The organism is Paenibacillus piri (assembly GCF_004354045.1).
Lineage (GTDB): Bacteria > Bacillota > Bacilli > Paenibacillales > NBRC-103111 > Paenibacillus_S > Paenibacillus_S piri.
Window position 1 is genome coordinate 193,710 of the sequence record NZ_SMRT01000013.1, and the last position, 19,188, is coordinate 212,897.

18 protein-coding genes are annotated in these 19,188 nt (G+C 54.5%); 6 read left to right on the forward strand and 12 right to left on the reverse strand.

Going from position 1 to position 19,188, the window contains the following annotated elements:
- Nucleotides 1–12 precede the first annotated feature (12 nt).
- A complete protein-coding gene (locus tag E1757_RS24110; protein ID WP_133232927.1) occupies nucleotides 13–1,116 on the forward strand; it encodes an amidohydrolase family protein in 1,104 nt (367 codons plus the stop codon).
- A complete protein-coding gene (locus E1757_RS24115) occupies nucleotides 1,113–1,481 on the forward strand; it encodes a Rieske (2Fe-2S) protein (RefSeq protein WP_133232929.1) in 369 nt (122 codons plus the stop codon). The genes E1757_RS24110 and E1757_RS24115 overlap by 4 nt, the downstream gene beginning before the upstream one ends.
- Before the next feature lie 243 nt (nucleotides 1,482–1,724).
- On the opposite strand, the gene E1757_RS24120 is transcribed toward E1757_RS24115, so the two are convergent.
- The 3 genes from E1757_RS24120 to E1757_RS24130 all read right to left on the reverse strand — a co-directional run bounded on the left by E1757_RS24120 (nucleotide 1,725) and on the right by E1757_RS24130 (nucleotide 5,966).
- The gene (locus E1757_RS24120) at nucleotides 1,725–3,602 is read right to left on the reverse strand and encodes an ABC transporter ATP-binding protein (protein ID WP_133232931.1); all 1,878 of its coding nucleotides are present in this window, start codon (nucleotides 3,600–3,602) and stop codon (nucleotides 1,725–1,727) included.
- The gene (locus E1757_RS24125) at nucleotides 3,595–5,370 is read right to left on the reverse strand and encodes an ABC transporter ATP-binding protein (RefSeq protein WP_133232933.1); all 1,776 of its coding nucleotides are present in this window, start codon (nucleotides 5,368–5,370) and stop codon (nucleotides 3,595–3,597) included. The genes E1757_RS24120 and E1757_RS24125 overlap by 8 nt, the downstream gene beginning before the upstream one ends.
- Nucleotides 5,371–5,441: 71 nt before the next feature.
- Nucleotides 5,442–5,966 (reverse strand): MarR family winged helix-turn-helix transcriptional regulator, encoded by a 525-nt coding sequence (locus E1757_RS24130; protein ID WP_133232935.1) that lies wholly within the window; start codon nucleotides 5,964–5,966, stop codon nucleotides 5,442–5,444.
- Between the two features lie 248 nt (nucleotides 5,967–6,214).
- Between E1757_RS24130 and E1757_RS35965 the strand changes: the two genes are divergently transcribed.
- Complete coding sequence (locus E1757_RS35965) at nucleotides 6,215–6,370, forward strand: hypothetical protein (RefSeq protein WP_165972262.1); 156 nt, start codon at nucleotides 6,215–6,217, stop codon at nucleotides 6,368–6,370.
- A gap of 179 nt (nucleotides 6,371–6,549) precedes the next feature.
- Here E1757_RS35965 and E1757_RS24135 read toward each other — a convergent pair whose 3' ends face one another.
- Nucleotides 6,550–7,302 carry a DUF975 family protein gene (locus E1757_RS24135; protein ID WP_133232937.1) on the reverse strand — a complete coding sequence of 251 codons (753 nt, stop codon included), beginning with the start codon at nucleotides 7,300–7,302 and terminating at the stop codon, nucleotides 6,550–6,552.
- Between the two features lie 280 nt (nucleotides 7,303–7,582).
- Between E1757_RS24135 and E1757_RS24140 the strand changes: the two genes are divergently transcribed.
- Nucleotides 7,583–8,470, forward strand: coding sequence for an NAD(P)-dependent oxidoreductase (locus E1757_RS24140; protein ID WP_133232942.1), 888 nt, complete (start codon nucleotides 7,583–7,585; stop codon nucleotides 8,468–8,470).
- A 229-nt stretch (nucleotides 8,471–8,699) separates the two neighbouring features.
- Here the strand turns inward: E1757_RS24140 and larA are convergent, their stop codons facing one another.
- Together larA and E1757_RS24150 are read right to left on the reverse strand one after the other, a co-directional pair.
- The gene (gene larA, locus E1757_RS24145) at nucleotides 8,700–9,962 is read right to left on the reverse strand and encodes a nickel-dependent lactate racemase (RefSeq protein ID WP_133232944.1); all 1,263 of its coding nucleotides are present in this window, start codon (nucleotides 9,960–9,962) and stop codon (nucleotides 8,700–8,702) included.
- Between the two features lie 19 nt (nucleotides 9,963–9,981).
- Complete coding sequence (locus E1757_RS24150) at nucleotides 9,982–11,139, reverse strand: glycerate kinase family protein (RefSeq protein ID WP_133232946.1); 1,158 nt, start codon at nucleotides 11,137–11,139, stop codon at nucleotides 9,982–9,984.
- A gap of 274 nt (nucleotides 11,140–11,413) precedes the next feature.
- Here E1757_RS24150 and E1757_RS24155 point away from each other — a divergent pair, with 274 nt between their 5' ends.
- Nucleotides 11,414–12,547, forward strand: a complete 1,134-nt coding sequence (locus E1757_RS24155; protein WP_133232948.1) for a CdaR family transcriptional regulator — start codon at nucleotides 11,414–11,416, stop codon at nucleotides 12,545–12,547.
- Nucleotides 12,548–12,655: 108 nt separating this feature from the next.
- On the opposite strand, the gene E1757_RS24160 is transcribed toward E1757_RS24155, so the two are convergent.
- The 6 genes from E1757_RS24160 to E1757_RS24180 all read right to left on the reverse strand — a co-directional run bounded on the left by E1757_RS24160 (nucleotide 12,656) and on the right by E1757_RS24180 (nucleotide 18,004).
- On the reverse strand, nucleotides 12,656–13,432 hold the full coding sequence (locus E1757_RS24160; protein WP_133232950.1) for a DODA-type extradiol aromatic ring-opening family dioxygenase: 777 nt from the start codon (nucleotides 13,430–13,432) through the stop codon (nucleotides 12,656–12,658).
- A 103-nt stretch (nucleotides 13,433–13,535) separates the two neighbouring features.
- A complete protein-coding gene (locus tag E1757_RS24165) occupies nucleotides 13,536–13,955 on the reverse strand; it encodes a DoxX family protein (protein ID WP_133232953.1) in 420 nt (139 codons plus the stop codon).
- A gap of 248 nt (nucleotides 13,956–14,203) precedes the next feature.
- Nucleotides 14,204–14,740 (reverse strand): helix-turn-helix domain-containing protein, encoded by a 537-nt coding sequence (locus E1757_RS24170; RefSeq protein ID WP_133232955.1) that lies wholly within the window; start codon nucleotides 14,738–14,740, stop codon nucleotides 14,204–14,206.
- A 299-nt stretch (nucleotides 14,741–15,039) separates the two neighbouring features.
- Nucleotides 15,040–15,210: a hypothetical protein gene (locus E1757_RS35970; RefSeq protein ID WP_165972263.1), complete on the reverse strand. Its 171-nt coding sequence runs from the start codon at nucleotides 15,208–15,210 to the stop codon at nucleotides 15,040–15,042.
- Nucleotides 15,211–15,481: 271 nt separating this feature from the next.
- Nucleotides 15,482–17,140 (reverse strand): glutamine--tRNA ligase/YqeY domain fusion protein, encoded by a 1,659-nt coding sequence (locus E1757_RS24175; RefSeq protein WP_133233032.1) that lies wholly within the window; start codon nucleotides 17,138–17,140, stop codon nucleotides 15,482–15,484.
- Nucleotides 17,141–17,296: 156 nt separating this feature from the next.
- Nucleotides 17,297–18,004 carry a 3D domain-containing protein gene (locus E1757_RS24180; protein WP_181956683.1) on the reverse strand — a complete coding sequence of 236 codons (708 nt, stop codon included), beginning with the start codon at nucleotides 18,002–18,004 and terminating at the stop codon, nucleotides 17,297–17,299.
- Nucleotides 18,005–18,270: 266 nt separating this feature from the next.
- Here E1757_RS24180 and E1757_RS24185 point away from each other — a divergent pair, with 266 nt between their 5' ends.
- Entirely contained in the window at nucleotides 18,271–19,116 is an 846-nt protein-coding gene (locus E1757_RS24185) for a hypothetical protein (RefSeq protein ID WP_133232958.1), read from the forward strand.
- Nucleotides 19,117–19,188: the final 72 nt, after the last annotated feature.

Sequence of the window (19,188 nt, forward strand, 5' to 3'; positions counted from 1 at the left end):
GGGAATCGAGATATGAGTAGCAAGCCGAATATGATTGATGCCGACGTTCATAATGCGATTGCCAAGCCTGCCGATCTGCTGCCCTTTTTGCCCAGAGCTTGGCATGAATATTGGTTGTCCGCGGGGCCGGGTTATGCAGGGGGCTGGTATTCGCCGCTCGGTGTGATGCGCAAGGACGCCGTCCCTGACGGCGGAGGGATTCCCGGCAGCGACCCGCAGCATATGCTGAAGCATCATTTTAACAAGTACGGCATCGATTACGGTATTTTAACCGGCTCGGGGGTGCTGGGCATTTCCTTGAACCCGAATCCCGATTACGGCAGCGTAGTCGCAAGCGCCTATAACGATTGGCTGGCTGAAACATGGCTGAAGGCAAGCCCGGTTTTCAAGGGCTCGATTCTCATCAATCACGCCGACCCGCAGGCGGCGGCCAAGGAAATCGACCGGATGGCGAAGCATCCGGATATGGTGCAGGTCATTATGTGCAGCGGTGCGCGAATGCTGTACGGCCAACGGTTTTATCACCCGATCTATGAGGCGGCGGAACGCAACGGTCTGCCTGTCGCCATTCATCCGGGGACGGAAGGAAGAGGAATTGCGGGAGCGCCGACGCCGTCCGGCTATCCGACGACGTATTTGGAATGGCATAATATACTTCCAACCAACTATATGGCCCATATCAACAGTCTGGTCTGCGAAGGCGTATTCGAGAAATTCCCGAAGCTCAAGTTCGTCGCCATTGAAGGCGGCATCGCCTGGCTGCCCCACTTGATGTGGCGGATGGACAAAAACTATAAAGGCTTGCGCGATCTCGTTCCATGGCTGAAGAGGCTGCCGTCGGACTACATCAGGGAGCATATCCGGCTGACGACGCAGCCGATCGAGGAGCCGGCGCATCCGGCGCATTTGAACCAAATCTTCGAGATGATCGGCGCGGACGACATGGTGCTGTTTTCCTCCGATTACCCGCACTGGGACTTCGACAATCCGCGAATCGCGCTGCAGCCGATCCGCAAAGAGCTGCGGCAGCGAATTCTTGCCGATAACGCTATAAGCCTGTACGGCTTGCATACGAAGCCGCAGGCGGCAGCAGGTAAGGAGGGCCAGGTCCGGTGAATGAAGGGAAAACCAGAACGCGGCATGCGGTTGCCTTGACCGGGGAATTGGCGGCAGGGGGGCGGAAAATCGTCGAAGTCAAAGGGATGGAGCTCGGAATCTTTCATGTGAACGGCGGCTATTACGCCTGGAGAAACGTATGTCCCCATGCTGCCGCTCCGGTCTGCGAAGGCCCCGTCTGCGGCACGCGGCTGCCGTCGATGGTATATGAATACAAGTACGGCAAGGACCGGGAAATATTGCGCTGCCCCTGGCACGGCTGGGAGTTCGATTTGACGGACGGCAGCCACTTGACGGATCGCGCAGTCAGGCTGCGCGGTTACGAGGTGGAGGTCGACGGGGAGCAAATCTATGTACTGATCTAGGAGTCTGTCCGGCGGGAGGAAATTCGCGAATATGTATTCAATCCTGTCCTGTAGTTATTCCGGAAAAGGGAGGGCACTCCATATTCATGTCACCTCGATCGGACAGACTCCCAGGCCGCTATGTCTTGAGCGGGTTTGCGCTGGGGCCGGAGCAGGAGGAAAAGAAAAGGGCAAGCCATGCGAGGGAAATCCCCTTGCATATGGCTTGCCTTTGCGGGTTATATGCTGCTTTGCCGCTTGCGCCTATACGGCGGCCCGGTTAAACTGGCTCGTGTATAGATTGTGGTAGAAGCCTCGTGCCGCCAGCAGCTCCTGGTGGCTGCCGCGTTCGATAATCTCGCCGCCGTTCAGGACGAGAATCTGATCGGCTTCGCGGATCGTGCTCAGCCGGTGGGCGATGACGAAGCTGGTACGCCCTTGCATCAGCTTCGTCATCGCTTCCTGAATGTGCATTTCCGTTCGCGTATCGACGGAGCTGGTCGCTTCGTCGAGGATCAGGATCGCCGGATCGGCCAGAATGGCCCGGGCGATCGTCAGCAGCTGGCGCTGCCCTTGGCTCAAATTGCCGCCCTCTGCGGTCAGCTGGGCGTCATAGCCTTGCGGCAGCTTACGGATAAATCCGTCGGCGTTCGCCAGCTTCGCCGCTGCTTCAACCTCCTCGTCCGTTGCGTCGAGCCGGCCGTATCGTATGTTCTCCCGAATCGTATCGGAGAACAGGTACGCATCCTGCAGCACGATGCCGAGCTGCCGCCGCAGGCTTGTTTTCTCCAGCGTGCGGATGTCGGCGCCGTCGATGGCGATCACCCCGCTGTCAATATCGTAGAAGCGGGTGAGCAGATTGACGATGGTCGTTTTCCCGGCGCCGGTAGGCCCAACCAGCGCGATCGTTTCGCCCGGCTTCGCGGCCAGCGAAACGTTCTTCAAGGTCGGCGTTGACTTGTTGTAGCTGAAGCTGACACTGTCGAAGACGACCTCGCCGCGCATTTGCCGCAGCTCCCGTTCGCCGTCCTCGCTTGCGCCGCTCGTATATTCCGGCTTGACGTCCATCACCTCGAACACCCGCTCCGCTCCGGCGATCGCCGACTGAATCATATTGAACTGGTTGGCCAGCTCATTGATCGGCCGCCCGAATTGCTTGGAATAGTTCAGGAAAGCGACGATCACGCCTACGGTCGTCAGTCCCTGAAGCGCCATCCAGCCGCCTGCGGCTGCGATTAAAGCATAGCTCGTATGGTTGATCACGTTCATAGCCGGCCCGATCATGCCGGAAAAAATCTGCGCTTTGTTGCCGACGTCACGCAGCTTCCGGTTGATCGTGTGGAATTCCTCGATCGCTTTGTCTTCGCGGTGAAACGATTTGACCACTTTTTGCCCGGCAATCGTTTCCTCGATGAAGCCGTTGAGCTCGCCCAGACTTTGCTGCTGCGCGCTGAAAAATTTGCGCGTTCGCTTCGCGATTTGTCCGGTTACACCCATCGCCGCCGGGATGATCAGCAGACTGAGCAGCGTTAACCATAGATTGAGGCTGAGCATCATCACGATGGCGCCGACAACGGTCAGAACGCTGGTCAACAGCTGGGTCACGCTCTGATTCAGCGTGTTCGTCACGTTCTCGATATCGTTGGTCGTCCGGCTCATCAGCTCGCCATGCGTTTTGCTGTCGAAGTAGGGAAGCGGCAGCTTCTGCAAATGCTCGAACAAATCGTGACGCAGATCGAAGACGGTACGCTGCGTCAGTCCGGTGATGACGTAGGCTTGAATCCAAGACATCGCCGCACCGATAACATAGACGGCCAGCAGGGCGATACAGAGCCAGAGCAGACCGCTGTAATCTCCGGGAATAATATACCGGTCGATCGATACTCCGATCAAATAAGGGCCGAGCAGGGTGGACAGCGTACTGAGCGCCGTCAGCAGGACTACAGTGATCAAGCTTGCGCGCTGCCGGCGCAAATATTGCCACAGCCTGTACAGCGTCGCCTTCGTATTTTTGGCTTTGCTGACCTTGCCCATCATTCCCCGGCCGGGACCCATGCCGCCGCCGGGGCCCATCATGATGGGAGGAGCCGCTGCCTGTCTTTCATGAGCAGCCGATCCGGCCGCGCTTTTGCCGTTAGCCATGAACAACAGCCTCCTCGCCTAATTGCGACTTATATATATCCTGGTAAACGGCGCTGGAACGGAACAGTTCCTCGTGGTTGCCCTCGGCAACGACAGCTCCGTCCTCCAGCACGATAATCGTGTCGGCTTCCAGCACGGAAGATATGCGCTGGGCGATGACGATCCGCGTGCTGGAGGCGGACTGCTCCTTCAGCGCTTGCTGAATGCGCGCCTCGGTTCCCAGGTCGACGGCGCTGGTGCTGTCGTCGAGAATGAGGATCGGCGGCTTGACCAGAATCGCCCGCGCAATCGATATCCGCTGTTTTTGGCCGCCGGACAGGTTAACCCCCCGTTGGCCGACGAGCGTCTGATAGCCGTCCGGCATGGCCATGATGAAGTCATGGGCTTGCGCCGCCTTGGCCGCCGCCTCGACCTCCTCCTGGGTCGCATCGGGCTTGCCGAAGCTGATATTGTCGCGGATCGTCCCGGTAAACAGGATCGCTTCCTGCAGCACCATGCCGATCCGGGTGCGCAGATGCTTCCGGTCGATCCGTCTGATGTCGGTTCCGTCGATCAGAATGCGTCCCGCCGTCGTGTCGTACAGCCGCGGAATTAGGTGGACCAGGCTGCTTTTGCCTGATCCGGTTGCGCCCAAGATCGCTACCGTTGTGCCCGGTTGAACTGTAAAGCTGACATTTTTCAGCACGAGCGAGTCCGAAGCGCTACTGATATCGCCGCCGCTGCGGCCGCCTTCATTGTCCGCATGATAAGCAAACGACACGCGGTCGAACACGATTTCGCCGTGCCGGATAACGCTTGTTGTCGCAGGGGCATCGTTTGAAGTTTCAGAGTCGGTATCCAGTACCTCATTCATCCGTTCGGCGGAAGCTTTGGCACGCGAAACGTTCATCAGCACCATGCTGACCATCAGCAGCGAAAACAGCATTTGCGTCACATAATTGATAAACGCGACCAGATCGCCGACCTGAATGGAATGATTCCAGACATGCTGCCCGCCAAACCAGAGCACGACCGCTACGCCGGCGTTCATAATCAGCATCATCAGCGGCATGATCAGGGCGACGATCCGCGTTGCTTTGGTAGCGATATCCATTAACGCTTCATTGGAGCGCCCGAACCGGTTATTCTCAAAATCCGCCCGGACGAAAGCTTTGACGACCCGGATGCCGGTCAAATTTTCCTGCATAACGTTGTTCACGCTGTCGAGCCTTTTTTGCACGTTGGCAAACAGCGGAAACGCCTTGCGAATGACGAACGTCAGTACCGCCAACAAAATCGGTATGACGGCTACCAGCACCAGAGCGAGCATTGGACTGATGAGGATGGCCATAATCAGACTGCCGACCGACAGCAGCGGGGCTCTGACCAAAATGCGCAGCGTCATCAGAACGACGTTCTGTACCTGCACGACATCGTTTGTCAGACGGGTAACGAGCGACCCGGAATTGAACGTATCAAGCATACGAAAGGAGAATGACTGCACCTTGACGAACAACGCTTTTCGCAAATCCGCGCCGAAGCTCTGCGAAGCGCTGCTGGAGAAGAGGGTGCAGCCCATACCGCCTATGAGGCCGATCATAGCCGTGCCTACCATGAGCAGACCGGTATGTTGAATATGAGCCAGGTTGCCGGTTTGAATGCCGTCATTCACGATGCTGGCCATATATTTCGGCTGCAGCAGATCCATGCATACCTCCAGCAGCATACACAGCGGGGCGAGCGTTGCAGCCAGCCAATAGGGCTTCAAAAATCGTGCCAATTTCCACATGTTGAACACCTCATTTCAATTAAATCGCAAAATCGCCAAAAAACAGTTCGGCTGCTCGCGGAGAGAAGAAATTAATGCCGGGACTTGCGGTGTCCGCACCGCTTATGATGTCTTCGGGACCGGCGTTCATCCTCTTCCTGCTCTTGGTCCGGGTCCGTCAAATGGCTGCCTCGTTGAAGATTATCGAACATCTTCAGCAGCAGCCGGCGCAGCGTTTCTTGTTCTTCTCCGCTAAAATGTTCGAAACAGAGCGCTTCCATCAATTGAAGCGCTTTCACAACCTCGTTGTGGATGCCTTCGCCTTTCTCGGTCAGGTATACCCGGGTCATTCGTTGATCCTTCTCATCCGGACGCCGCTCCACGAGCCCGTTTTTTTCGGTTCGGTTCAGCATAACGGTTAAGGTAGCGGGTGTGATCCTCAGCCGTTCGGCGAGCTCTTTCTGGCTTTGACCGTTTTGCTCGGATAGAGCGATAAGGAGAGGTGGCTGCCCCGGATGCACTTCTTGATCCTGCAGCAGATTGTGCATGGCCCGCCGATGCGATCTCAGCACAAGCATGAACACCGCGTGCAAAGAGTCCGGGGTGTGAGTGTTCATTTGGCTTTCCCCCTTAAAATTAATTAGTCGACTAATTATATATTTACCATTTGTTGCCGGAGCCGTCAACTGTGAGTTAGCGGAATCAGGTAAAAAGTAAACATGAGGGCAAGGTTTTCGCCATGGCTCAAGAAATGTATTTTTTACCTTTTTTGCAGGAATGGACGCAACGATTACCGAAATTTATTTGAGAAATAAGGGCTAGTTCTATACGATTAAGTAAAGGATCTCGGGTGGACTATGTAAACATGGATACGATTGAACAGTTAATTGGCGGCATATCCAACTCGGAAACGGTCTATTTTCAGCTGTACGACAAGCTGGGGAAACCGATGACCGGCGGGCAGCAGGAGAGCAGACGCCGATTTCCGAAGCGAATGAAGGAAAAGAGCTGGCGAGAGTAAGCTCATCTTATACGGGGTGGCAAGTCGGCAGCGGGCTAAAGAACAGCTCGATTTCGTCGACAGCTTGTCCTATATTGCTTGGATTGACTAGTGTCGGCGTGCTTCTGGCCGGAGTCGGGTGAATTGTTACGTAACGGGAAGGAGTGACAGGCCGATCGAGTCGATTATGAACCGCGCTGCTACACAACGCGGTCCAGTCGCAGCTCCTCATAGCTGCAGATGCCCTGATCCAGCGCATTTCGGCGCAGCGCCAAATACAATTCCGCTTTGGTGGCATTGTCATAAGGCATGACGAACAGCACACCGACGAAAAAGGCAATAAATCCAAGCAAATACCAGCCGAGAAATGACAGGTCCAGGACGAACATATCGAATTTTTGCCCGGCCGTCATATGTTTGCTCAGTTCAACGGCCCGCTTGTACCCGATATTCGGATTATCCGCCAAAATATAAGGTACTAAACTGTAAGCGTACGTTTTGATAATGCCCGGAATAATAAGCAGCAGAAACCATAGGAAGAGAAGGAAGCCGCGCCACAGCATAGCCTTGATAATGTCCAGATACTTGGCTTTGGAAAAAGCGTAGCCCAAATAATTCATGTTCACATCGTCTTGGGCCGCTTGTACGAAGTATCGGCGTCCGCCCACTTCAAGCGGAAATCCGAGAAAAATGCGGAATGCCAGCGCGAATAAGATGACGACCAAAAAGATGAGGATGAGAATAATGATGAAAATGAATGCAATTCCGTCGCCATCCCATTTCGAAGGCATGAAGCTGGACGGGAAATCTCCAAAATTATAATTGAAATTTATAGACCCGCCGCCGCCGGAGCCTCCGACAAACGCAATAATAAGACTCATCAAAAATGCTTTCCAATAGGATGTTCTCAGCACATCTTTGGCCCTTGCTTTAAGGCCCTTTCGATCCCACATTTGTATCCCCCTTATCGTTATAAATAGCTTGGTTAAAATAAGCAGAGTCCAATATGCCTCCGTGTAATCCAGATTATACCATAATGTTAAGCGAATGGAATTTCAATATGTCTTATGACATAAATATAATTGCTTGAAGCGGACAGGATGGCTAAAAAAAAGGATAGTCGGTGTCGCTTTCCGGACAAATATTGTTATACTGGAGATACATCAAAAATTGTCTGTTTTGTGCCAGATTATGATTATATATAATGAGAGTTGGACTTTATGAAAGGTGGTAATGATAGTGGAGCTGAATAAAGAGAAGACAGTGATTGGCCTGGTTGGAACCGGCGTGATGGGAAAAAGCATGGCCGGACATTTCATTAAAGCGGGCTACGAGGTGCATGTCTACAACCGGACAAAATCGAAAGCCGAAGACCTTCTGGAGCAGGGAGCCCGTTGGCAGGATTCTCCCGGCGAGTTGGCCAAGCATTGCAATGTGATTATTACGATGGTAGGCTTTCCAAGCGATGTGGAGGAAGTGTACTTGGGCGAGAGCGGAATTTTACGCAACGCCAAACCGAACAGCTTCCTGATCGATATGACCACGTCCAGCCCGGCGCTGGCCAAAAAAATCTACGATGCGGCGCGCGAGCATCAAATGGTGTCCCTGGATGCGCCGGTTTCCGGCGGAGACGTAGGTGCGAAGGAAGCGAGATTGTCGATTATGGTAGGCGGAGACAAAGAGGCGTTCGACGCCGTGCTGCCGCTGTTCGAAATCATCGGTAAAAATATTGTGTACCAAGGCCAGGCCGGTGCCGGCCAGCATACGAAGATGTGCAATCAGATTGCTATTGCGAGCAATATGATCGGGGTATGCGAAGCGCTTGTTTATGCGAAAAAAGCGGGTCTGGACCCGACTACCGTATTGAAAAGTATCGAATCCGGCGCAGCGGGAAGCTGGTCGCTCAGCAATCTGGCTCCGCGCATCATCAACGACAACTTTGCTCCGGGCTTCTACGTGAAGCATTTTATTAAAGATATGGGCATCGCCCTGCAGGCGGCGGAAGAGATGAAGCTCGACATGCCGGGCTTGTCGCTGGCCAAGTCGTTGTACGAGCAGCTCGCCGCGATCGGCGAGGAAAACAGCGGCACGCAGGCACTGTACAAAATTATCGATAAGTAAGCTCGTCGGACCGGCGGCTTCTTCGCCGGCGGGAGCGGACTGTGCGGCTGATTAAGCAAAAAGCAATCGCTTGAGGGAACATACGGGGTTACAGATGGCTGAAACAGGCGAGTACAGGCATTCGTGCTGAGTGCAAGGGCCCGCGATTGATACATAAAGGACAGGTAAGCGTGGCTGCGTGCAGCGCGCGCTCCTGTCCTTTATTGTTGTGGCGGTATAAATGCCGGTGTTATTCTTCTACATACGGTATCGTCAGAGGGCCCTGCGGCAGTACGGCTACGCTCATGTTTTCGCCGTATTTACGCTTTAGCTCGCCGAGTGTTTCCTCTATGCTGCGCATCGGCTTGAGCATCGCCTGCCGGATTTCGTCATCCGGCAGGCTCGACTGCACATATACGTCGGCCCATACTTGTATGACCGCCTGCTTCTGAACCTGCCACTGGTCGAACATCCGGAATTCGGGATTCTCAATCATGTCCAGCAGCTGCTGCGGGGTATCCGCCATCTGCAATATTTTCGCATAGTTGCCATGATTCGGGATGCCGTCCGAGCATTCGGCCGCGCACAGAATGGCTCCGCCCTGCTTGACGATTTTATGCGCGGCGCTCATGCCTTTAACCGCCTGATACAAATTTTGATCGAGCGGGTAGCCGGAGTTGGACGTAATCACGACGTCGAACCGCTGGTCGCAGCGCACCATGGCATGCTGCTTCGCATAGGCGCAGCCTTCGGCATGCGCGGCGAACAGCTCGCCGGCAAAGACGCCGGTGATCTGCTTCTCCCCATTGAGCGTCACGTTCAGCATAAACTCGGGCTTGCACATCAGATTGACTTCGCGGGCCATCTGCTGCAGCGGATTGTTAACCATGTTGCCCCAGGTGGACAGCGGATTGCCGATCATTCTCGCATTATGGAACGTCATAATCGTTTCCAGCCCGGCGATGCCCGGCATAATGCCTTTGCAGCCGCCCGAGAAGCCTGCAAAAAAGTGGGGCTCGATAAATCCGGTCACAATCCGGAAATCGGCTTCTACATACGTTTTGTTCAAATAAGCGTCGCAGCCGAAGGAGCTGCGCCCGACCTTGACTAGCTCGGCAGGCTCCTGGCAATGATGGTTGATGACCTTCACTTGATCGACGACCGACGCTCCAAGCATTTGGACAAACTCCTCGCGGGTTTGGTCGCGATGCGTGCCGGTGCCGTTGACGATTGTAATCTGCTCGAGAGGCACGTGGGGGAGCTCCTTCAGGAGCCACGGCACGAGCTTGTGATTCGGCGTCGGCCGGGTAATATCGCTGATGACGATAACGATGCGGTCCGTCGCTTTGACCATCTCCCGCAGCGGAGGCGTCCCGATAGGCTGGCGCAGTGCTTCCAGCACAAGCCGCTCCTCGTCGGCCGCTCCCGACAGATCGTGCGGTTCTACGAGCACGGCGTGATCGGGCACTTCCACCGTCAACCCGTGCTTGCCGTACAGCAAATTTGTTTTCATTGGATTCACTCTCCTATGGTTAGCCTTTGGCGCGGGGCTGCGGATTGGCAGCCATGAACGTACGCACGACCTGTTCGGCCGCCAGCTCCAGCAGCTCCGCGGCCCGGTCCATCGCTTCCTGCAGCGCCATCGGACCGTTCACGATGCTGTGGACGCTCGTAATGCCGAGACTGTGCAGCGATTCAATGCCTTTGCCCACCGAACCGGCGAGCGCCACGGTCGGAATGTTATGCTTTTTGGCTTCGAGCGCGATGCCCATCGGCGTTTTGCCGAAAGCGGTTTGGAAATCGATCTGGCCTTCGCCGGTAATGACCAGATCGGCGCCCTGCAAATGCTCGCGCAGCCCCGAATAGTGGATCACGACTTCGATGCCGGGCTTGATCGTGGTCGGGAAGAAAGCGAGAAACGCCCCGCCGATCCCGCCCGCCGCTCCGGCTCCCGGCAGTTCATGTACACGAGTGCCGGTTTTCGCCTCAATGACATCGGCCCAAACGGTCATATTCCGCTCGAGCTCCTGCACGATATCGGGAGTGGCGCCCTTTTGCGGGCCATACACATGGGAAGCTCCCTTCGGGCCGATAAAAGGATTCTGCACATCCGAGGCGATCAGAAAGCGGGATTCGGCAATGCGCCGATCCCACGCGCTATCGTCAATCGCGGCGATCCCGCCCAGCGCGCCGCCGCCCCAGCCGACCTGGCCGCCCGAGGCGTCCAGCAGCTTCATCCCGAGCGCCTGCAGCATGCCGGCGCCGCCGTCATTCGTGGCGCTTCCGCCCAGCGCCAAAATAAATTCGCGGCAGCCGGCGTCCAGCGCCTGCTTGATGAGCTCGCCGGTGCCGTAGGTGGTGGCGGCGAGCGGATCGCGCTGCTCGGGGGCGATCAGGTACAGGCCGGATGCGCTGGCCATTTCGATGACCGCGGCAAGCCGGTCCTGCCCGATCAAGCCGTACGCCGCTTCGACGGGCTGGCCGAGCGGTCCGGTTACAATGGCGGCCACCTTTTGGCCGCCTGCGGCATGGATGAGGCTGTCCAGCGTGCCTTCTCCGCCGTCGGCGACAGGCACCTTCACGGTTTCGGCCTGCGGCCAATACCGCTTGATACCTTGCTCGATAGCTGCTGCGGCATCCGCAGCGCTGATACTGCCTTTAAAGGAATCGGGAGCAATAACAATTTTCAAGTGCAACGCGTCCTTCCATGAATGGATTGAAATGTCGGTCGGTTGTCGACTGCCTCAGGCTATTATCCCGGCTCGCCCATAAAGTGCTATGCGGCTTGCCCCGGGTTTGCAGGGCTTAATTCCGCTTCGAACCGAAGCTATCCGATATAAGGCTATTATATAGGAGGACAAACGTGAAATAATTAGTTATGATATATAAAAATGCACTGCGCAGCTTGTAGTTTTATATGCACAAGGCACAAATATTCGCTCTTACGGGAAAGGAGCTGTCAGCGTGATTACAAAAGATATTGCCGAAAGCATTGTCCGAGAGACGATGCATCGCCTGCACCGGAATATTAATATGATGGACATCGACGGGCGGATCATCGCTTCGGGTGACAGCACACGACTGGGGGAGCGCCATGAAGGGGCGCTGGAAGCCATTCGCACCGGTAAGCCGGTCGTCGTCCACGAGACGGACCGGCCGCATTGGAAGGGGAGCCAATGCGGGATTAATGTGCCCATCCTTTTTCTCGGGCAAACGGTCGGTGCGGTCGGAATTACCGGCCGGCCCGAAGAGGTTGCCGAATTCGGCGAAATCGTAAAGATGACGATCGAGCTTATGCTGAATCAGACGCTTTTGGCGTCGCAGCAGGAATGGCGCAACCGGGCTAAAGAAGCCGTTATGGAGGAGCTGCTCAAAGACAGTCCCGATTTTGCCGCGGCCGACGACCGCTTGCGGAGGCTAAATTTCCGATTGACGCCTTCTTATTATGCCCTCATCTTGGAAACCGATCAGGAGCTGGCCTATAAGGAGCAGCTTGTCAAAAAGCTGGAGGATGCGGCCGGTCCCGGACAAGCTTTGGCCGTAATCGGCCGCGGTCTCCATATTTATGTGCTGATGCATGGCCTGACCGAAGACAAAGCGGCTCGGCTGCGGGTACGGATGGCGGAGATGCTGGAGCATGCCCGAGTCCCGTACCGCATGGGCTATTCCCTTCCGGCGCAGGACCTTAGCGATATTCCTGCCGCCTTTCGCGAAGCGGGGTATGCCCTGCTGTTCGGCGGCAGGGAAGTAGGGATGACCGCTTATGCCGGTCTGGAGCCGCGGGCGATTGTATTTCAATCCGAATCGCTCTGCAAACGGAGGTTTGCGGAACGGCTGCTCGGCGGACTGCCCGAGCAACTGGTCGAGACGCTGCAGGCTTATTTGGACTGCGGTATGAGCATCCACGAGGCCGCTCAGTCGCTGTACGTGCACAGGAACACGATGATTTACCGGCTGAAGCGGATCAAGGAGCTGACGGGCAGCGATCCACAGGTGTTCCGGGATGCGGCGTCGCTGCAGATGGCGTTATGGATCGCTTCCGAGCGTGAAGCGGCGCCGTCGGCGGAAGCCGGACATCGTCCGGATTCTGCCGGGTAGGACGGCCGCATCTAAAATCTTTATAGGTTTAATGCCGTTCATGCCTGAAAACCGGAAAGGCCAACCCCCTGGCGTAAAGGAGATCGGCCTTTCTTGCGATTGCGTATTTTAAAACTGCAGGATCATGTTGCTAAGCGAGCCATACTGGTAGCTCTGATGAACCAGCTCGGGCTTGCGGTGCTTGTCGCCGGCGCCCATAGCGATAAATAGCGGCAGGAAATGTTCCTGATCCGGTGTGGCGTCCTGCGAGTGCGGGGCGAGACGCCCGTATTGGAACAAGGCGTCGGTATCCCAGCTTTGAATATGCCGGATCATCCAGTCATCGAACTCCTTAGCCCAGCCGTCAACGCGGTCGGGGTAACGCAAATCGAGCTTGCGGAAATTATGCACTGTGGCTCCGCTGCCGATTACGACGAGGCTGCGCTGCTCGACAAGCTCCGCAAGCGCCTGACCGATGCGGTATTGCCGCTCCGGTGAAAGCAGCGGATTGACGGACAACGCAATGACCGGAATGTCCGCCCCCGGAAACAAATGCTTCAGAACCACCCATGCGCCGTGATCCAGGCCGCGGGTCGAATTGAATTGAGCTGCGATTCCCGCAGCTTGGAACTGGGCGCGAACCTCGTCGGCGATTGCTTTGGAGCCGTGGGCCGGGTAGGTTACACGGAACAGCTCATCCGGGAATCCGCCGAAATCGTAGATCGTTTCATAGGCGCTGTCGGTATAGGTCAAGGATTGCTCCTGGTTCACCCAATGGGCGCTGAACAAAATAACCGCCTCCGGCTTGCCTAGTTTTTCACCCAGACGGCGTATATCCCGGGTATACGGAATATCTTGAATAGCCAGCATAGGCGAGCCATGTCCAATGAAAAAAGATGCTCCCATTTTCATTGCCTCCTCATTATATTAGGGTCAATTTTTCAATTCCGTTTATTACAAGGCTGAGCCTCGCAGGGGATCAGCAGAGATACACAATCTCAAGCGCTATTTACTTGCTTACGGTCGAAGACTGACGCGAAAACAGAAGACGGTCTAGGCCCCAGCCTCTGGCGGGTTCAACCGTGAGCGATAGCGCCGCGAGCATATAGGCAAGCTCCAATTCGAAGCCGGCGGCCTGCGCGTTGCCGAGCAGCCCCATCGGCAGCTTCACGACCACAATGGCCCCGATCATCAACAATACATAAATGATCGAAATATAACGGGTGGCGAAGCCGACGATGAGCGCCACGCCGCCGAGCAGCTCCAAATAAGCGACAACATAGCCGAACATGCCCGGCAGGCCGATACTGTCGAACCACCCCGCAACATTGGCCAGTCCCATCTGAAACTTGGCAATCCCATGTCCGATAAACATGCCACCTAATAGAATGCGTACAATTGTATAAATGATACTGCTTCCTGCATTCATTTTTTTTGCCTCCACAACTTTAATATAGTAAGTAAGTTACTTTTGATAAAAATTTATCACGAACAACGACCGCAGTCAAGAAAAATATTTATAAAATAAAAATAACTTATCTATTACTTATATTTCTGTTACCGACGCTGCCCTTGCAAACACCGCCTTTAAACAAAAAAGCTCTATTCACCTGTGCAGGCAGAACAGAGCTGTCTTGATGAAGCATGAGCCGGCTTACCGGTACTTTTCGGGGCGCTTTAGCCCATTCGGCTGCCATTGTAGCTGGCGATCAGCACAACCGCCGGCTCCTCGCCGATATTTATGACCTGGTGCGGAACAAACGATTGCCATGAAAACGTATCGCCTTCCTCCACCATGTACTCGTCTTCCCCTTGTCTGGCCAGCAGCTTTCCTTTCAGCACAAGGTGGCTTTCCACCCCTTCATGCGTATTGGTGTCCGTGATGGAGGGAGGACCCGGCGGAACCTCAATCAACATCAGGCGCAAGCCGCCAACCTCGCCCAGATGTTCGACCTTTTGCCGGTCCCTGTACATGCTGAACGAGCGCTCGTCCTTGCGCGTCACCTTCATCCGTTCCTCCTGCTTTAACAGCAAAAAGGCAAGCGGAACCTGTAAAACGCCGGCGATAGCGTCGAGCGTGGACAGGGAAGGAGACGTCTTATTGTTTTCAACGAGACTCAAAAACCCTTGCGACAGCCCTGTCGCCTCGCATAGCTGTCCGATCGTAATGCCTTTCTTTTTGCGTATAGCTCTTATGGTTGCTCCTACTTCCATCGATTCCAGCCCCATTTAATTCATAATATATCACGCGGCGCCACCCGTCGGGCACGCTTTTATTCATTATAATACAACAAATGAAAACGCGGGGCGACCGCGGCGAGTCGAATCGAGCTCACCCGGAATAAAGCTATGGCGGACTGTTAAATGAGCATGATCGATAATACCCGAACACGAAAACAACGGCTTCCCCTGTATCGGGAAAGCCGCTGTCTCATTGTCCGGACGATGAAGGCACTCAATAGGTCGAACCGGGATCAAGCGGCAGCCGCTGGTAAAGCCTTATGTAGCCGGTACTATGCGCGAATGCCGCACTCTCTGATTAACGTCGGCCAGTGCAGGACGAACATTTCTTTCCATTTGTTCTCCGGCAGCTCATTAATCCAGTTTGCGATCTGATCGAGCCCCATGTCTTGCAGTTTCAACATAACTTGTTCTTTTTCACACAATAGTTCTGCTGCCAACACAACGAATCCCTCCAAATAATCGTAATCCTAACAAATTATACTATGCTCCGAATTGGTAAAATGTACCTAAAACGCTTTTTAAATATATATGGACACGCACATTCTCCACGAAATGGGCGCATAAAAAAACGGCGTTGCCCGCAAACGGGAAACGGCCGCCTAATTTTGTTGAAAGTAAAAGTTTTTTTATACTTTGCTTCGCACAACCTTGACAAACGCGCTCGTCTCAAAGAACGGCGAAACCGTTTATCCTTGCAGCCGCGCATCGTTTTTAGTTTTTCAGTTCGAATGAGCTTTTCAGCGAAACGATACGGTTGTACACTCGCTTGTCTCCGGCCGTATGCTTCGGATCGACATTAAAATAGCCGTGCCGGAACAGCTGCAGCTTGTCATGAGGCTTCGCATCTTTCATATTCGGCTCGACATATCCGTGAAGCACTTCCAGCGAGTTCGGGTTAATGCGATCGAGGAACGAATCTCCCTCTTCCTTCGCGTCATCCATAATGAGCGGCTCGTATAAGCGGAACTCGGCCGGCAGCGCTTGGGAAGCTTCGACCCAGTGGATCGTTCCTTTCACTTTGCGGCCGGTAAAGCCGCTGCCGCTTTTAGTTTCGGGATCGTACGTGCAGTGTACCTCCGTTACCCGTCCGTCGGCATCCTTCACGATGTCGTTGCATTTGATAAAATAAGCGTTTTTCAGGCGCACCTCGTTGCCGGGAAACAGGCGGAAATATTTATTCGGCGGGTTTTCCATAAAGTCGTCCTGCTCGATATAAATTTCGCGCGAAAACGGGATTTGACGGGAACCCATCTCAGCATTTTCCGAATTGTTCTCGGCTTCGAGCATTTCCGCCTGACCTTCCGGATAATTCGTAATGACCACCTTGAGCGGACGAAGGACGGCCATCGTTCTTGGAGCTTTCAGCTTCAGGTCCTCCCGGATAAAGTACTCCAGCATCTTTTCATCGGCGACGCTGTAGCTGCGGGCTACGCCGGTCTCGCGCACGAACGTGCGGATCGATTCCGGAGTATAGCCTTTGCGGCGCAGGCCGGAAATCGTCGGCATCCGCGGGTCGTCCCATCCGTCGACGATCGATTCCTCAACGATCTGCCTCAAAAATCGTTTGCTCATCACGGTATTGGTAATGTTAAGCCGTGCAAATTCATACTGCTTCGGCTTGTTTTCCATCTCGCATTCTTCAATGACCCAGTCATAAAACGGGCGCTGGTCCTCGAATTCGAGCGTACAGATCGAATGGGTAACGCCTTCAATCGCATCTTCAAGCGGATGAGCGTACGTGTACATCGGGTAAATGCACCATTTGTCGCCGGTGTTGTGATGGGTCGCATGAGAAATCCGATACAGCGCGGGATCGCGCAAGTTAATGTTCGGAGATGCCATATCGATTTTGGCGCGCAAAACCCGTTCGCCATCTTTAAATTCGCCGCTGCGCATCCGCTCGAACAGATCGAGATTCTCCTCTGCGCTGCGGTCGCGATAAGGGCTGTTTTGGCCCGGCTCGGTTAACGTTCCGCGGTTGATCCGCATTTCCTCGGCCGATTGATCGTCGACGTAGGCTTTGCCCTTCTTGATCAACAGTACGGCGCGCCGGTACATTTCCTCGAAATAATCCGAAGCGAAGTATAAACCGTCCCACTCGAAACCGAGCCAGCGCACGTCTTCCTTAATCGATTCGACAAATTCGACATCCTCCTTCACCGGATTCGTATCGTCGAAACGCAGATGGGTACGGCCGTTGAACTCGTCAGCCAACTCGAAATTCAGCAAGATCGACTTGGCATGCCCGATATGCAAATAGCCGTTCGGCTCGGGCGGAAAGCGGGTGACGACCTGATTGACTTTGCCGGATTTCAAATCTTCCACAACGATGTTTTTAATAAAATGAGATGATGCAGACGGGTTCTCCAACATAATCAACCTTTCTTGCGTAATAGTTTATTATCATATAATACACAAAAATGGTTTGAAATATAATGGTTCCCTCTCTGAATCTATGAATTTTTTGGCTGAAGGCATGGTCTTGACAGATTCAGACCGTGTCAAACGGGCGGCAGCACGGGTGATTTATGCATTTTCAGACAGCACGTACACCTTAACGTTCCGTTTCACGCCGAAATGGATCGCTTGGCTTACATCATCCATGAAAACATCGATTCTTGCCCCGCGGACGGCAGAACCGGTATCCTCGGCCGTGCGGATGCCGACACCATCAATATAGACGGTTGAACCAAGCGGAATAATTGCGGGATCGACGGCAATCGTCCGCCCTTCCTCGGCCTTGCTGCCGCTGTAGGTAATGCCGTATTGAGGGTGGGAAGCCGACTTGCCCGTCGATTCGACGCCTGCAGTATAGGCGGTAAGCGTAGAGCTCAGCACCTGCTTGATCGTTTTGCTCTGACCGTCGGGCAGCGGAATGGCCGCCACCGCATCGGGGATTTGCAGCCGCTGGCCTATAGTAAGCCGTCTCGGATCGGCAACGCCGTTGAGCGCCATTAAGGAAGGAAGCGATATATTGAAATCGCGGGCGATTTTGGATAGCGTGTCTCCCGGGGTGACTTGGTAGTACAGCGGCTCGGGAAGGGAGACTTCGTCCGTCGTCTCCGGCTCGGGCACGCGGCAGGGGCAATACATGGGCAATTCCGTCGGATCGCTCCAATTGGAGGCTTCCTCGGGCAGCCCGTAGGCGTAGGCTTGCAGGGCTGTGCCCGGCATAACTGATACAATTACAGTGAACAGGCAAAATAGACAAACGATGAATCGGGGCTGACGCATAGTCTAGTATCCTCCTTTTTTCAATTCGATAGTGATAGAGTGCTTTTACTAGATTTGCCGGGTTTGCCGGATTGTAAACCTGTTTCCCGCATGTCCGTGCGGAAGCATCAAATAAAATCGGGTGGGCGCAGCCGGCGGCGGTCGGTCGCGGCGGTTACATAATTTCCCACAAAGTTGCGATATTGCTCCCGCAATGTTTTGGTAGGATGAGGGTGTGAAAGGGGACAGCCCTTCACGATTTCCAAGGAGCAAAGGAGAGATTTCGAATGAAAAAATCATGGAATTACGTAACGGCCGGCACACTGCTGCTTTCGCTAACATTAGGGCTTACCGGAGGAGCGTCCGCTGAAACCGCAGGCGATGCGGCAAAAGTGACGGAAACGGCGCCCGCTGCCAGCGTTCAGCCCGCAACCAAAGTGGGAGCAAAGCCTGTGGTTATGTACCGCACGAGCATTGGCGGGCTGATGATGAACGAGACGCATGAACGCAATTACTTGAAGCTGCTCGTGAAGACGTATACCCCGGAGAGCGAAGCGGATTGGCTCGCGGCGTTCGAGGCGCGCAAGCAGGCCGAAGCCAACTTTCCCAAAGCGACTCCGTCCGTCACGGTGAGCATCAAGGATGACATCATCAAGCTTGATAAAAAGGAAGCTGCCGGTGAGGCCGCGCAGGGCGGCACGGATAGCCAGACTGCGGAAAAAATTATGACGAAGCTGATCTCTAAGGAAATCGCGGAGCAGGGTGTCGTGAAGTCCGGGGAAGAAGGACAGGCGGAGGGTAAAACGTTCGCATATCGTATCGATAAAGCGGCCGATGGCGTACCGTTTAAAGACTTGACAATTCTTCCATTGGGCGAAGCGTCCAGCAGTGGTATACTTAAACCAGCGGAAGCGGGACAAAATCAAGAGGTTCCGCCGGCAGTGAAACGTCAGGCCGACTTTACAAAGGCTGTTGAAGCCGACGATACGAAGGCGATCAAAGAGCTGCTGCCGCAGCTGTTGGAAGATTATAAGAGCCAAACCGTTCAAATGGCCGATGCGGCTGAGAAAATGAAGCAAAAGCTGGAAGCCGCCCAATCGAAACAGGAACAGGCGCAGCAAGAGCAGAAGTAAGCAAGCCGAAGAGACGTAACGTACGGTTGCGTCTCTTTTTTTCCATGGCAGGATGGGTAAGGAGGAGGATGC

Excerpts from the sequence above, each read along its gene's own strand:
- larA (WP_133232944.1), bottom strand. The coding sequence starts at position 9,962 with ATGAAAACAAATTTGCTGTACGGCAAGCACGGGTTGACGGTGGAAGTG.
- E1757_RS24160 (WP_133232950.1), bottom strand. The coding sequence starts at position 13,432 with ATGGGAGCATCTTTTTTCATTGGACATGGCTCGCCTATGCTGGCTATT.
- E1757_RS24120 (WP_133232931.1), bottom strand. The coding sequence starts at position 3,602 with ATGGCTAACGGCAAAAGCGCGGCCGGATCGGCTGCTCATGAAAGACAG.
- E1757_RS24130 (WP_133232935.1), bottom strand. The coding sequence starts at position 5,966 with ATGAACACTCACACCCCGGACTCTTTGCACGCGGTGTTCATGCTTGTG.
- E1757_RS24140 (WP_133232942.1), top strand. The coding sequence starts at position 7,583 with ATGATAGTGGAGCTGAATAAAGAGAAGACAGTGATTGGCCTGGTTGGA.
- E1757_RS24170 (WP_133232955.1), bottom strand. The coding sequence starts at position 14,740 with ATGGAAGTAGGAGCAACCATAAGAGCTATACGCAAAAAGAAAGGCATT.
- E1757_RS24125 (WP_133232933.1), bottom strand. The coding sequence starts at position 5,370 with ATGTGGAAATTGGCACGATTTTTGAAGCCCTATTGGCTGGCTGCAACG.
- E1757_RS24180 (WP_181956683.1), bottom strand. The coding sequence starts at position 18,004 with ATGCGTCAGCCCCGATTCATCGTTTGTCTATTTTGCCTGTTCACTGTA.
- E1757_RS24110 (WP_133232927.1), top strand. The coding sequence starts at position 13 with ATGAGTAGCAAGCCGAATATGATTGATGCCGACGTTCATAATGCGATT.
- E1757_RS35965 (WP_165972262.1), top strand. The coding sequence starts at position 6,215 with ATGGATACGATTGAACAGTTAATTGGCGGCATATCCAACTCGGAAACG.
- E1757_RS24135 (WP_133232937.1), bottom strand. The coding sequence starts at position 7,302 with ATGTGGGATCGAAAGGGCCTTAAAGCAAGGGCCAAAGATGTGCTGAGA.
- E1757_RS24165 (WP_133232953.1), bottom strand. The coding sequence starts at position 13,955 with ATGAATGCAGGAAGCAGTATCATTTATACAATTGTACGCATTCTATTA.
- E1757_RS24185 (WP_133232958.1), top strand. The coding sequence starts at position 18,271 with ATGAAAAAATCATGGAATTACGTAACGGCCGGCACACTGCTGCTTTCG.